General features: G+C 59.6%; 20 protein-coding genes and 1 pseudogene. 13 read left to right on the top strand and 8 right to left on the bottom strand.

The window, feature by feature from the left end; translation table 11 throughout:
* Positions 1 to 458: 458 nt before the first annotated feature.
* From BM388_RS14895 to BM388_RS14880, 4 genes are all read left to right on the top strand, one after another.
* The gene (locus tag BM388_RS14895; RefSeq protein ID WP_089851565.1) at positions 459 to 902 is read left to right on the top strand and encodes a phage tail protein; all 444 of its coding nucleotides are present in this window, start codon (positions 459 to 461) and stop codon (positions 900 to 902) included.
* On the top strand, positions 899 to 1,909 hold the full coding sequence (locus BM388_RS14890; protein WP_089851563.1) for a phage late control D family protein: 1,011 nt from the start codon (positions 899 to 901) through the stop codon (positions 1,907 to 1,909). The genes BM388_RS14895 and BM388_RS14890 overlap by 4 nt, the downstream gene beginning before the upstream one ends.
* Positions 1,910 to 2,093: 184 nt before the next feature.
* Positions 2,094 to 2,771: a hypothetical protein gene (locus BM388_RS14885; protein WP_089851561.1), complete on the top strand. Its 678-nt coding sequence runs from the start codon at positions 2,094 to 2,096 to the stop codon at positions 2,769 to 2,771.
* A complete protein-coding gene (locus tag BM388_RS14880) occupies positions 2,755 to 3,177 on the top strand; it encodes a PIN-like domain-containing protein (protein ID WP_089851559.1) in 423 nt (140 codons plus the stop codon). Before BM388_RS14885 ends, BM388_RS14880 begins: the two co-directional genes overlap by 17 nt.
* Before the next feature lie 180 nt (positions 3,178 to 3,357).
* On the opposite strand, the gene BM388_RS17675 is transcribed toward BM388_RS14880, so the two are convergent.
* The 8 genes and pseudogenes from BM388_RS17675 to BM388_RS18290 all read right to left on the bottom strand — a co-directional run.
* On the bottom strand, positions 3,358 to 3,705 hold the full coding sequence (locus tag BM388_RS17675; protein WP_139233959.1) for a LexA family transcriptional regulator: 348 nt from the start codon (positions 3,703 to 3,705) through the stop codon (positions 3,358 to 3,360).
* Between the two features lie 10 nt (positions 3,706 to 3,715).
* A complete protein-coding gene (locus BM388_RS14870; RefSeq protein WP_217641085.1) occupies positions 3,716 to 4,057 on the bottom strand; it encodes a hypothetical protein in 342 nt (113 codons plus the stop codon).
* A 117-nt stretch (positions 4,058 to 4,174) separates the two neighbouring features.
* Entirely contained in the window at positions 4,175 to 4,837 is a 663-nt protein-coding gene (locus BM388_RS14865) for a hypothetical protein (protein WP_089851553.1), read from the bottom strand.
* A gap of 59 nt (positions 4,838 to 4,896) precedes the next feature.
* Positions 4,897 to 5,127 carry an SOS response-associated peptidase gene (locus tag BM388_RS17670; RefSeq protein ID WP_139233958.1) on the bottom strand — a complete coding sequence of 77 codons (231 nt, stop codon included), beginning with the start codon at positions 5,125 to 5,127 and terminating at the stop codon, positions 4,897 to 4,899.
* A gap of 9 nt (positions 5,128 to 5,136) precedes the next feature.
* Positions 5,137 to 5,832: a hypothetical protein gene (locus BM388_RS17665; RefSeq protein ID WP_139233957.1), complete on the bottom strand. Its 696-nt coding sequence runs from the start codon at positions 5,830 to 5,832 to the stop codon at positions 5,137 to 5,139.
* The gene (locus BM388_RS14860; RefSeq protein WP_089851551.1) at positions 5,829 to 7,001 is read right to left on the bottom strand and encodes a DUF262 domain-containing protein; all 1,173 of its coding nucleotides are present in this window, start codon (positions 6,999 to 7,001) and stop codon (positions 5,829 to 5,831) included. Before BM388_RS14860 ends, BM388_RS17665 begins: the two co-directional genes overlap by 4 nt.
* Before the next feature lie 16 nt (positions 7,002 to 7,017).
* Complete coding sequence (locus tag BM388_RS14855) at positions 7,018 to 7,431, bottom strand: S24 family peptidase (RefSeq protein ID WP_245781567.1); 414 nt, start codon at positions 7,429 to 7,431, stop codon at positions 7,018 to 7,020.
* A gap of 114 nt (positions 7,432 to 7,545) precedes the next feature.
* Positions 7,546 to 7,728: pseudogene (locus BM388_RS18290) on the bottom strand (helix-turn-helix domain-containing protein); the annotation flags it as partial.
* A gap of 42 nt (positions 7,729 to 7,770) precedes the next feature.
* Between BM388_RS18290 and BM388_RS14850 the strand changes: the two are divergent.
* From BM388_RS14850 to BM388_RS14810, 9 genes are read left to right on the top strand one after another with little or no spacing between them, the layout of a single operon-like run.
* Positions 7,771 to 7,986: a hypothetical protein gene (locus BM388_RS14850; RefSeq protein ID WP_089851546.1), complete on the top strand. Its 216-nt coding sequence runs from the start codon at positions 7,771 to 7,773 to the stop codon at positions 7,984 to 7,986.
* Between the two features lie 40 nt (positions 7,987 to 8,026).
* A complete protein-coding gene (locus BM388_RS14845; protein ID WP_089851545.1) occupies positions 8,027 to 8,233 on the top strand; it encodes a hypothetical protein in 207 nt (68 codons plus the stop codon).
* A gap of 36 nt (positions 8,234 to 8,269) precedes the next feature.
* Entirely contained in the window at positions 8,270 to 8,458 is a 189-nt protein-coding gene (locus tag BM388_RS14840; protein ID WP_089851542.1) for a hypothetical protein, read from the top strand.
* A complete protein-coding gene (locus BM388_RS14835) occupies positions 8,455 to 8,694 on the top strand; it encodes an ogr/Delta-like zinc finger family protein (protein WP_175535118.1) in 240 nt (79 codons plus the stop codon). The genes BM388_RS14840 and BM388_RS14835 overlap by 4 nt, the downstream gene beginning before the upstream one ends.
* A 14-nt stretch (positions 8,695 to 8,708) precedes the next feature.
* A complete protein-coding gene (locus BM388_RS14830) occupies positions 8,709 to 9,092 on the top strand; it encodes a hypothetical protein (protein WP_139233956.1) in 384 nt (127 codons plus the stop codon).
* A gap of 37 nt (positions 9,093 to 9,129) precedes the next feature.
* Positions 9,130 to 11,820, top strand: a complete 2,691-nt coding sequence (locus BM388_RS14825) for a toprim domain-containing protein (RefSeq protein WP_089851537.1) — start codon at positions 9,130 to 9,132, stop codon at positions 11,818 to 11,820.
* A gap of 15 nt (positions 11,821 to 11,835) precedes the next feature.
* Complete coding sequence (locus BM388_RS14820) at positions 11,836 to 12,165, top strand: hypothetical protein (protein ID WP_089851534.1); 330 nt, start codon at positions 11,836 to 11,838, stop codon at positions 12,163 to 12,165.
* Positions 12,162 to 12,557, top strand: coding sequence for a hypothetical protein (locus tag BM388_RS14815; protein ID WP_089851532.1), 396 nt, complete (start codon positions 12,162 to 12,164; stop codon positions 12,555 to 12,557). Before BM388_RS14820 ends, BM388_RS14815 begins: the two co-directional genes overlap by 4 nt.
* Positions 12,550 to 12,765, top strand: coding sequence for a TraR/DksA C4-type zinc finger protein (locus BM388_RS14810; protein ID WP_089851530.1), 216 nt, complete (start codon positions 12,550 to 12,552; stop codon positions 12,763 to 12,765). The genes BM388_RS14815 and BM388_RS14810 overlap by 8 nt, the downstream gene beginning before the upstream one ends.
* Positions 12,766 to 12,774 lie beyond the last annotated feature (9 nt).

Raw genomic sequence — 12,774 nt, 5'->3', positions numbered from 1 at the left:
TGCGGCGACGCTGACGATGCATGCCCGGCGCATCACCGTGCACCTCGGCGATGCCGCCGACAAATGGTGGCCCACCTTGCTGAAGGGGCTGCCTCGGCTGACGGCCTTGGCCTGACACCCAGCGTCACCAAGATTGACTCGCCAAGTAAGGCGGCCACAACGGAGGTCGACGGCCACGGCTGCGCCGGCGCCAGACATCAATTCCTGATCGTTATGAAAAGATCGGCCAAAAGCCGAATCGGGTATATGCCAACCGTCTACCAAGCGACCGCATGAGGTTGAAGCAGGTCGGTACCGGCAATCGATGGACTCAACACGCTCGTTCTGTGCCCTGATGAATGAGGCGGGCTAATGGGATACCAGGCATCGTCGTTAAAAAAACCAATAGCCCAAACTATCACACAGATGGCAAATGTTATTAGACACAATCTCACTACTTTCAAAGGGAAAACTCCAAAATGATGATGACTTACGGAATGTTCGTCTTCGCCCTTGGCACTGCTCCATACCAGGAACTGCAGCGACAGAGTGCCTGGCGCCACGAGGGCCAGGGGCGAGTCGGCCACCGCCCCGCAAGACAATACCTTGGCCCAGGGGATGACACCATCACCCTCACCGGCACCCTGCTGCCCCACTTCACCGGCGGGCAGCAGAACCTCGACCAGCTGCGCCAGATGGCCAATGAGGGCGCCGCCTGGCCGCTGATCGAGGGCAACGGCACCTTCTACGGGCTCTACGTCATCGAATCGCTCAGCGAGGCCAAGAGCCACCAGATGCGCGACGGCAGCGCCCAGCGCATCGGCTTCTCGCTCACCCTGCAGCGCGTCGACGACGACCGCGCCGACCTGCTGGGCAGCCTCAACGGGGCCCTGGCCCGGGCCGCCACGGGGCTGCTGGCATGAGCCCTTCACAACAGCAGGCACGCCCACCCCGCGCCCCCGGCTACCGCCTCACGCTGGCCGGCCAGGTCATCAGCCCCGAGCTCGACGCCCGCCTGATGCGCCTGCGCCTCACCGATCGCCGCGGCCTCGAGGCCGACCAGCTCGACATCACCCTCTCCGACCACGACGGCCGCCTCGCGCTGCCGCCCCACGGCGCCGAGCTCACCCTGGCACTCGGCTGGCAGGAGGCCGGCCTGGTCGAGCGCGGCACCTTCATCGTCGACGAGGTGGAGCACTCCGGCGCGCCGGACGTCGTCGTCATTCGCGCGCGCAGCGCCGACATGCGCCGCCAGTTGCCTGGCAAGCGTTCCCAAGGCTGGCACGAGCTCACCCTGGGCGACATCGTCACCACCATCGCCCGCCGTCATGACCTCGAGCCAGCCATCGGCACCACCCTGCAGGGCGTCTACGTGGAGCACGCCGACCAGACCGACGAGAGCGACCTGCACTTCCTCACCCGCCTGGCCGAGCAATACGACGCCATCGCCACCATCAAGGCCGGGCGCCTGCTGTTCATGGCCGCCGGCCAGGCCAGCACCGCCAGCGGCCGGGCCATCGCCCCGGTCACCCTGCGCCGCCACCACGGCGACGGCCACCGCTACGTGGAGGCCGACCGCGACGCATTCACCGGCGTGCTCGCCTACTGGCACGATCCCGACGCCGCCGGGCGCGCCGAGGTCATCGCCGGCAGCGACGAGAACGTGAAGCGTCTGCGCCACACCTACGCCAGCCGCGACGACGCCGCCAACGCCGCCAAGAGCGAGTGGCAGCGCATCCAGCGCGGCGGTGCCGAGGCCTCGCTCACCCTGGCCGAGGGCCGCCCCGACCTCTACCCCGAGACGCCGATCCGCCTCGCCGGATTCAAGGCCACCATCGACGCCGTGCCGTGGCTCGCCACCGAGGTCACCCACGAGCTCACCGAAACCGCCTACACCAGCGATATCACGCTGGAGGTTCAGGGCGCATGACTCGCAGCCAAGCTGTTGAAAGGAAAGATAGTTTCACAATCATGCTGCCATATGCAGCAAACTCCGACGTTGAGCTGGCTACTCAAGTCGCCTATAGTCCACCACACTAAAAGAGAGCCTAAGACAGTAGAACGAACCGGAAACAGACCGGTCGCAGGGCAGAGAGGACGCAAGGAGGGGCGCCATGACGGCATTGGCAGGAATCGGGCTTTACAGTCCTAAGCAGGCGGAGAGGCTCATCGGTGTCGATGCTGCCAAGATACGCCGCTGGCTGCTCGGTGACGACACCCACACCGCCCCCCTCTGGCATCCTGAGCCCGAGGCGCTCGGCGCCGAGGACACCCTCAGCTTCAAGGATCTACTCGAGGTACGAGCAGTAGAGCAATTCCGGAAGCACGGCGTACCCCTGCAGACGATCCGCACTGCACTGGCCAACCTCAGTGAGATACGTGACTACCCGCTGATCCATCGGCAACTGGTGACGGATGGCCGGGCAGTCATTCTGAAGGCTCTGAAAGACGATGGCGAGACGGCCATGACTGACCTCGCCAAGTTTCAGGATGTCATGACCGAGGTTATTGCACCGTTTATCAAGGATCGCATCACCTTCGATGCCAGCGACAACCCGGTCAGGTGGGAGCCCGATCCTGACGATCCCAACATTGTGGTCGACCCGAAGTTTGCCTTCGGCAAGCCGATCGTTCTTCCCAGCCACATGTCTACCATTGCTATTTTCAAAGCCTTCAAGGCTGAAGATGGTGATGCTGAGGCAGTGGCTCGCAACTTCGATATCACCCTCGACGAGGTGAATCGCGCCGTGAACTTTGAAAAAAGGATAACGGCGGGTGCACTTCTTCATTGACGAAAACATTAGCCCCAATCTTGCCAACGCCCTAAACCACCTGTCCCAGATTCTCGATGAGCGGCACACGGTTGTGCATGCTAGAGAATTCAATGGCGGTTATGGGGTGCCCGACCAGGTATGGCTCGAAAAGCTGAAAGCAGATCCCAACTGGATCATCGTCTCGAAGGATCGCTTCAAAAAGGGGGACCCTGAACGCTACGCCTTCGAAAACGCCGGCATTACAATCTTCAATCTCGGCAAGGAGTGGAGCAACAAGAAAGGATGGGAAACCGCTCTTCGACTCATTACATGGTGGCCGACCATCTCTCGGGAGGTAACAAAAATCAACAGCCCCATGATATATGAGTTACCATGGCCAGCATCCAGGAAGCTCAAAGGCAGGCAGTTACCGAAACTCAAATAAGAAAGCCCCTCACCATCCTGGCAAGGGGCCCGAGTACCGTGACGCGATCCCATCATCCCTGGCGACTTCCATGGCGAGGTCGCCTGCCGCACTCACTCGGCGTCACTTCCTCACCATGCCACACCCGGGCCGCCGCCACATGGCGATATCGCCAATGCAGCTTGTGCGAGATCTCCCACATTAACGTACTGGCATCCGTGCCTTGCGCACCACCACCCCTCGACACACCTCGGGATCCGCCCCGCGCCCCTCTCCCCCGCTTGCCGGCAGCAGACGGAAACGCCCACCAATGCGATGGCTCTTGAACAAGCCAAGTCCTTCGCCGGTTTCCACCACCACCAGGTCGCCATGCTGCACAGGACGCGCCTCGTCCACCACCAGAACATCACCCTCGATCAATGGACCCTCGACCCCAGCCTCCTCGCTCAACTCCACCAGGTAGCAGCTGACTGGAAGAGGTTCGTGATCCAGTTCGGCCAGTGCCGGATGGTCCACTGCCAGGCATGGGCCTAGATAGTTCACCTTCATGATCCCCCCGTCAGTCGAAGCTGAACGACTCACGGTTGCCGGCGGCATCCTGCTCCATCTGCACGCAGCTCTCCATGATCTGGTAGCTACCGCCAACAGTCTCAGCTACCTCCTGGCAGTGGTTTCGAATCTGCGACGAGACGCCCGACCAGTCCGCCTTCAGAGAGTTGTAGGAGCGCTGCTCCATCTGAATGCACGAGTTATAGATCTGATGGCTCCCGCCAACGGTTTGTGACACCTCCTCGCAGTGCGCCTCTACGTCGAAGCGTGGCATCGATTGGGCACTGGCCAGAGAGGAGGCCACCAGTCCCATGCATGTCGCCGCAAATGCAGCCACCCGAATCATTGTCACGCTGATCTCCTTACTGTGTAATTAGATGTCGCCACCTTGTCGAGCGTGACGTTTCTGTCGCCTTCTCGATCGAACAGCAAAGCTAGCAGCCTCGACAAAGTCCCGTCGTCAGGTCTCTTAGGCTCCTAATTCTATCAGCTTCGCTTCAATCTGCTGGATCTCTACGCCCTGCTGGTCGTCTGGAATGTCATCGTTGCGAATCAGGAACAGTGCCTCCTGATATTGATCGATCGCCTTCTTATTGTTTCCTTTGAATTCCGCTTTCTTTGCTGCTTCTAGGAAGCCATCAAGCTTCACCTTGTACATCAAATATTTAAACCCACGTTCCAGCTCCTCGCCCACCGAAGCATCTGAAGTGTTCCGGATAATCTCCTGCGACTTCAAAAGCCCGTTTGCCAGCGCGTTGTGCTTTGCCGTGATGGTAGATGCGACTTCTGACTTTTCTTTTGCCTTTTGAGCTACCTTTTGGGCTTCCTCAATAATCAGCTTGTCGCGATAACCTTTGAATTCGCTCAAAATATCAGATGGTGAAGGTGTCAACGTTGGTATGCCTTTATTCTCATACTGCAAAAGATGCTCCAAATGCTCAAACAAGAGGTCACATCGTGACAGTCTTGTCGCAAAGGTCTTCCCATCACGGGCCAGCCTGAGGCAATCTTCAATAATTCGGTGGCGCTGAGTAATATCGTGCAATACCTGGGGCGCGCAGTTCTCACATAAGCCATTCGTGTCAACCGATAAGAAAAACCCCTTCCGCTCGCAAAATCTGCATTGCCCCATTTCGAATCTCCTCAGGTTCCCTTTAGCCAAGTTGTGTAAAGCTGAAAGCCTCCTGGCCATCAGCCGTGACGGTCATAAACTCGGGCGCCTTCTCCTTCGGAGTGCGGCCGGTAGCTCCACCACACCTCGTCCATCACCAGCGGCGCATCATCGCTGGGATGACAGACCGCAGTGATCCAGGTACCCGGCGCCACATTGTAGCGTGGCGTCAGCTCCCTAGGCTCCAGCGGCAGGCGCAGGGCCTGGGAGAGCTTGAGGTATGGGCTATAAAGAGCAAAGCGGTCGCACATAGCCTACCTTTAATTTGTGTCCCTAATAGTAACCCTGCTCCAATCAACGGAATTTAGATCAGGGTTCTTACGTAGCAAAATAGCATCAATACTACTCAAATCAGGCATAATATTCCGATAAAGAGTATCATAAAAATATTTAGGATTAACTTCTTGAACCAGTCCAGGACCTACATTTGAGTGTGCAATACCGCCTCTTAGCTCACCATATCTATCAAAACTGGACACATATGGCTCTATTTCCTCAAATACGCCTGCGGGAGCAAATATTTTTTTCAAATCTTCCTTTTTTATACCATTCACTCTACCTAGCATCCACCTATAGTATTCATTCACATAGCGTCCCAACTGAGTTTTAAGTTTTCCCTTACCCCCTGAACTCCTTACTTTCGAAAGCAATTCTGAAAACAATCCATCCTCACTCTGATGGCCCTCAATTGCCAACGTCATGGTAATGGCAATAATACAATCTTCACCTCCATTACCACTTACCCATCTATCATATTTTGACTTTAAGTACGCCAGCCCGACTCTTTCGAAATAATTCTCAAGCTCTGCATGCACCAAAAGACAATAGCCACGAGCCATATCGTAATAACAAGGATCGTAGTTAACAAAATCGTCAAACTCACTTGGCATCAGATGATTTGAAAGCTGATCTATCCTATCCGAGACTTGAACGTAGAGCTCAGTATTATTCGTCACTCTACCCTCCCGCCTATTTCAATCAACTCAAGATCAGCTCCAAACTGAGAATTCAAAATCCCAATCGTCCCGTTAAAACGCTTCAAGACTGAAGATACAGTTTTTGTAGTGGACTCAAAGGAAGCTAAGAAATCTCCATCACTTTCCATCAAACCAACAAAATAGGCCTTGAAGTCTTCACCACTCTCCTTAACGGCATGCCGAACAATCGGCCGAGCAAACAAGTAAACTAAAACCTCAAATACAGACCTGTTAAACCTAGCTTCAAACCTGCCCTTTTTCCATTTCCTGTATAGATCTTCCCCAAAAACGCTCAAAAGAAATTCGTGTGCAATATCGAGCTGCTGGACAATGTAGCTCAGCTTGCTTTCATAAGAATCAAAATCATCAGATATTTGCCAATACGCATTATCTAGATGTTTTTTCAAATTCCCGCCATAAGCTTCTATAAACAAATTATTTGCAATATGCCTTAAAAGGAGCTCGGCATCCCTCATCCTAAAGTCTGGCTTATCATCATCAAAAATATAGCGAAAGACATTCAACACAGATGAATGATAATCCAAAAACTCTGAAAACTTTCCTGGCTGTAACGCGAACCGAAGCTCTTGAGGGCTTAGCGGAAGGCTACCCGTATTAAATCTATAAAATATCTGATAAAGAAGCGAATCAGAATTGGCATTCTTAATTATCGAAGTTCTGATCGTATAGTTATCAAAGTTCGCCAGCTGACCGCTTCCTCCGGAGATATCTTCATATGTCATCCCATTATATCCACCGAGAATAGGAAGAGACTTAAGCTTTAAAGCTGAAAATTCATCACGGTTTTCAACTGCAGCAAACTGCAGAATACTAAGAAGGCGCTGCTTACCATCCAGAACAATATACTTGCCTTTTTCCAATGGTGATTCAGCAAGCACTAGAGGCGGCACAGGAAGATTAAGGAGCATTGATTCTATAAAAAGGCTCTTCCTTTCTCTAGTCCATGCATCCCTCCTTTGGAAACTGGGATTTAGAACAATATTGCCTTTATCAATTTGGCGAATAATTGTTTCAGCCGTCCAGTCAGCGCTCACTACAACGGCATTAGAGAAATCGGAAGCATTGATATCGCTTATGTCATCAAGATAATCTTCTTGTGAAAACTCTAATTGGTAATGCCCACTCATAAGTCTTCCTTTAATATTAATTAACCCGCCCGATACGAATCTCACACCGCCCCAGGATCTCCACGTCCTTCATGTCTTCGGGCTTGATCATCTCGGGCTGGTAATGCTCGTTGTCGCTGATCAGCAGCCAGGCGCCGCCTGCCACGCGCTGCACGCGCTTGATGCGTCGCTCGCCGTGTACCAGCAGCAGAAACACCCCCTCTGGCTTCGGCTCACGCCGGCTGCGGTCCACCAGCACCCAGTCGCCATCGGCGAGGGTGCCGTCCATCGAGTCGCCGCGCACCTTGATACCCACCACCTGGGCCGGGTCCAGCCCCTGGGCGGCCAGCTGCTCGGTGGGGAAGTAGAGCGTGGATTCGACCTCTTCCTGTTCCAGGGAGCGACCATCACCGGCAGCGGCCTCTATGTCGTACATCTTCACTTCGGACATATCGGCACCCGAAGCGCTGAGGGGTGTCAACGTTTGTGAACCATGGCCATGGCTTGAGCGTCGACCTGTGAGGACGTACTGCACATCAACTCCCGCCCCATCCAACGCAGATAGGTAAGAGGCATCAGGACTCCGAGCATCTTTTTCGTAGTTAATCTGAGTCGTTTTGCCGACCCCACCGACCTGGGCTAACGCCGTCTGGCTCAAGCCCAAACGCTCACGCTCCGCCTTGAGTCGCTCACCTGTGGTTCTCAAATTTGCACCATCCCGCTTGACAGGTTCACATACGTGAACCATCATCGAATCGCAGTCTTAGACAACATTAAGGAAGCCTAACCCATGGACACCGCCGAGACCATGCAAGCCGCCGTTGCGGCCCGCGCCCCGCGCGGCTGTAACCGCCCGGTGATGACCCAGGTCACCGATACCGAGCGCACCAAGCTCGAGGGCATCGCCCAGCTGGAGATGCGCTCGCTCTCCGCCACCACCCGAATGCTCATCCTGCTCGGCATCGAGCACTACGAAGCCGAAACCGAAAGAGCCGGCCGGGCTTGATCGGCCGTCTGTCCTGACCTGCTGCATAAGGAACCTCGCCATGTACCAGGACCCGAAACGCATCCGCTCCAATAAGGCCACCGTCTACCTCGATCAGTACGAGTCGGACGTGATCACCGCGCTGGCCAATTACCTGGGCGTGCCCAAGGCCGAGGTGATGCGCCAGATGCTGATGAAGGAAGCCCGCGACGTGCTCGGCATCGATCCCGCATCCCTTACCGACACTCTCGCGGCTCACACCGGCTGAGCACACCACCACATCCACCGTGCATTAGAGGTCCCTATGCCGGAACAACCCGTGGAACTCGACCAGCAAGCCCGGGCAGTGCTCGATGCCGTTCGCCATCAGCAGGGGCTGGAGTCCCGCGAGCAGGCTGCTGAATGGCTGCTACGTCGCCGCATCCGGCGCGGCGCCCAGGGCCTCACCGGCCGCGGCCGCGCGCTCTACGAAGTGAAAGGAGATCCCCGGTGAGAATTCTTTGCCCGCATTGCGCGCAACGTGCCATCACCCGAACCAGCAAGCGCCCCTCGCCGGTGTTCTACGAGGTCTACGCCCAGTGCACCAGCCCGGCCTGCGGCTGGAGCGGCAAGCTGCTGGTCGAGTTCGCCACCACCACCTCACCCAGCCGAGCCCCCGCCACCGACGTGCGCATTCCCGTCGATCGGGCCTCGCGCCAGGTGCTGCTCGAGCAGCTCAACGAATGCTGAAGGAGACCGAGACCATGACCAACGTGACCCCGCTTCGCGCACCGCACTTGGATGCCCACAACATCGCCAGCGCCCAGCTCTTCCGCACCCGCTGGGAGAACAGGGAGAACGCCCTGCGCGATTGCATCGAGCACCTGACGCACCACCACGACATGACCGAAGAGGCCGCTGAGCTGGCCGCGCTCCAGGCCTATGCCGAGCTCGAGAGCACCAACCAGCAGGCGCGCATCGATGTGGATGCCAGTACCTCACACATGGTGTTCCTGCGCACGGAAGACGGCCGGCCGGTGGTCTTCACCGTGAACGACCTGCTGAACGTGCTGCAGCAGGACCGCCGTGAACAGCGCGCCGTCGTAGTGGGCCGCGACCGCCGCCGCCCGGTCGTCATCGAGCAGTAACCCCCTCCCCCTTCACCTCGGATAAAGGAGGCACAGCGTGAATCCATCGCTGCGCCAGGACATCCTCGCGCGTTTGCAACGCGACTACCGCGCCGAAGAGCGGGGCCCGTACCTGCAAAAGGTGCAGTGCCCCGACTGCGGCAAGCGCGAGGCGTACATCGCCACCGAGGCGCCGTGGATGCTGAAGTGCGGCCGCGAGAACAACTGCGGCAGTCAGATCCACATGAAGGAGTTGTTCCCGGAGTTCTTCGCCAGCTGGTCGGAGCGCTACGCCCCGCGCGCTGATCAAGCCCCGCACGAGAAGCCGACCAGCACCACCCCGGTGGCCGATGGCTACCTGCGCGACGGCCGTGGCTTCGAGCTTTCGCGCATCCAGGGCTGGTACACCCAAGAGAGCTACTGGCGGCAAGACGTGGGCGGCACCGCCACGGTGCGCTTCCCGCTGCCCAGCGGCGCCTATTGGGAGCGCCTGCTCGACAACCCCGAGCGCTTCGGCAAGCAGAAGGCCAACTTCGTGGGGCGCTACAAGGGCCAGTGGTGGTGCCCGCCGGTGTTTACTCCGACAGATCTCGCCAACGAGGACGAGGTGTGGATCGTGGAGGGCATCTTCGATGCCATCGCGCTCTACCACCATGGCATCGCCGCCGCCTCGGCGATGAGCTGCAGCAACTACCCCGCCGAGGCGCTCAAGGCCCTGGTAGACGCCGCCCACCAGGCCGGCACCTGCCGCCCCACCCTGGTGTGGGCGCTGGACAGCAACTCTGCCGGCCAGAAGGCCACCCGAAAGTGGGTGGAACGCGCCCGCGCCGAAGGCTGGGAGTGCCAGGCCGCGCAGATCCCTGGCGGTGGCCGGTTCGACTGGAACGATGCCCACCAGCGCATCGAGCTCACCGAGCAGCACCTGGCGCGCTATCGCTACCACGGCGATCTACTGCTGGCCCCCAGCGCCATGGCCAAGGCGCTGATCATCTTCAAGCGCACCGAGCGCCGCGAGTTCTGGTTCGAGTACAAGCGCCAGGTGTGGTGGTGGAAGCTCGACATGGACGCCTTCGACCGCGCCGTGCGGGCCGAGGGCGAGGATGGCGGCGACCAGCAGAGCCTCAACCCGGCCATCCGCGATGCGGCCCTGGAGCAGGCCGGCAGCGTGAAGCGCATCTGTACCTGCTTCCCCACGGCGCTCTATTACCAGGCCAACCTGGTCACCGACGAGAGCTGGTACTACTACCGGGTCGAGTTCCCCGACGGCCGCGCGCCGGTCAAGAACACCTTCAGCGGCGGCCAGCTGGCCAGTGCCAGCGAGTACAAGAAGCGCCTGCTCGGCGTGGCCCCGGGCGCGGTGTGGACGGGCACCAGCCAGCAGCTCGATACCCTCCTCCAGGACCAGATCGGCAACATCAAGACGGTCGAGACCATCGACTTCATCGGCTACAGCAAGGAGCACGGCGCCTATGTGTTCGGCGAACTGGCCGTGGCCGGCGGCAAGCTGGTGCGCATCAATGCCGAGGACTACTTCGAGCTCGGCCCGCGCAAGCACCTCAAGACCCTGAGCCAGTCGGTCACCCTGCACCTCAATCCGGACCGCAAGGCCTATCACACCGGCTGGACGACCCAGCTGCTGGGCGCCTTCGGTACCAAAGGCCTGGTTGCCCTGGCGTTCTGGCTGGGCAGCCTGCTCGCCGAGCAGCTGCGCGCCGAAATGGGCAGCTTCCCCTTCCTGGAGATCGTCGGCGAGGCCGGCGCCGGCAAGTCCACGCTCATCGAGTTTCTGTGGAAGCTGGTGGGCCGCCGCGACTATGAGGGCTTCGACCCGTCCAAGGCCACCATGCCGGCACGCTCGCGCAACTTCGCCCAGGTGAGCAACCTGCCGGTGGTGCTGATCGAGTCCGACCGCGAGCAGGAAGGGGGCGCCAAGCAGAAGCAGTTCGACTGGGACGAGCTCAAGACAGCTTTCAACGGCCGCTCGATCCGCGCCCGCGGCGTGAAGAACAGCGGCAACGACACCTACGAGCCGCCCTTCCGCGGCAGCATCGTCATCAGCCAGAACGCCCCGGTGCAGGCCGGCGAGGCCATCCAGACCCGCATCTGCCACCTGCACTTCACCCGCGAGGGGCAAACCCACCAGACCAAGGAACTGGCCGAAGCGCTGGAGAAGACCGAGCTCGAGAACGTCAGCCAGTTTGCCCTGGAGGTCGCCCAACGCGAGGCGCCGCTGCTCGAGCTGATCAAGGCGCGCGCCAAGCCCTACGCCAACCGCCTGGCAGAAGACCCCGACATCAAGGTGCTACGCATCGCCAAGTGCCACGGCCAGCTGATGGCCCTGGTGGACTGCCTGGGCCCCGAAGGCTTGGGCTTGTTCGACGCCCAGACCATCGACATGGCCGCCGGCCACGTATGGCAAATGGCCCGCGATCGTCAGCAGGCGATCAACGCCGATCATCCCCTCGTGCAGGAATTCTGGGAGGCCTTCGAGTACCTGGAAGGCCTGCGCGACGAGCCGGTGCTCAACCACTACGGCTACGGCAGCAACGAGGTGGCCATCAACCTCAAGGACTTCGAGCGCGCCTGTGCCGAGCACAAGTTGCGCGTGCCCGAGATCCGCGAGCTCAAGCGCTACCTCAAGGCCAGCAAGTCCCGGAAGTTCCTCGAAGCCAACCGCACCGTGCGCTCTCGCATCCGCCTGAACGGCGCGAGCGTGAAGTGTTGGGTTTTCCAGCAGTCGAGCCCGTAGAGACAGGAGATCGCCATGCATCACCCCACCTACCCCCTCGACCAGGCCGCGCCGCTGCTCAACCTGGGCCGCAACACCCTGGCGCGCCGCCTACGCGACGTCGGCGTGCTCGGGCCGGACAACCTTCCCGCCGGCCCGTACCGCGGTCGGGTGGCCCTGGTGATCGTAGCCACCGGCACCTACTGGCACCCCATCTGCGGCTGGACCCACTACGGCCGCACCGAATTCACCGACGCCGGGCTCGACCACATCGCCCGAAAGCTCGGCATCGACCTCGCCCGCCTGCCGCATCCAAGCAGCCGGCGTGCCCAGCAAGCACCGCAACCCGCAAGGAGCCTGTCATGACCCTCCAGAACCAGAATCTCTACGACGCCCTGCAGCACGTCAGCACCAAGGCCTCGACCCTCGAGACTTATCGCGAACTCCTTGAGCGCGCCGAGCGTGAGCTCGCCAACGCGAAGGAAAAGGCCCGGAAGATCCTCGAGGCTCTCCCCGGCGAGCAGCTCGATCAGCTGGTGGCCCTGCCGATCGAGCACGGCGACACCATCATCCACCTGGCCCTGGACAGCGAAGAAGGGGCGGTCTCGATCGCCGTAAGCCAGGAGCCAGAGCGCCGCAGCCTACATGACCTGATGGGCGAGGAAGAGCGCGAGGCGGTCCGCCAGCGCGTCGATGCCGCCGATCGCGCGCGCTTAGCGCAGCAAAAGGCCAACCAGGAGGGCGCCACCCATGGCTGACAACGCCGATATCGCCACCGAGCTGATGGAACTGCGCCTCGAGGGCGCCCTCGCCAGCCGCCTGCAGGTCACCGCACCGGTACACGCCACCGAGTGCGAGGAATGTGGCGACGAGATCCCCGCGGCCCGGAGCGAAGCCGCGCCTTGGGCCACCACCTGCATCGAGTGCCAGGGCATGCGAGAACAGCACGCCCGGCATCGCCGCTGATCACCACCA

Origin of the sequence: Halomonas saccharevitans (assembly GCF_900116405.1) — a bacterium.
Classification (GTDB): domain Bacteria; phylum Pseudomonadota; class Gammaproteobacteria; order Pseudomonadales; family Halomonadaceae; genus Halomonas; species Halomonas saccharevitans.
Note: the sequence above shows the minus strand (reverse complement) of the source record. Positions and strands in the feature narration are given on the sequence as shown.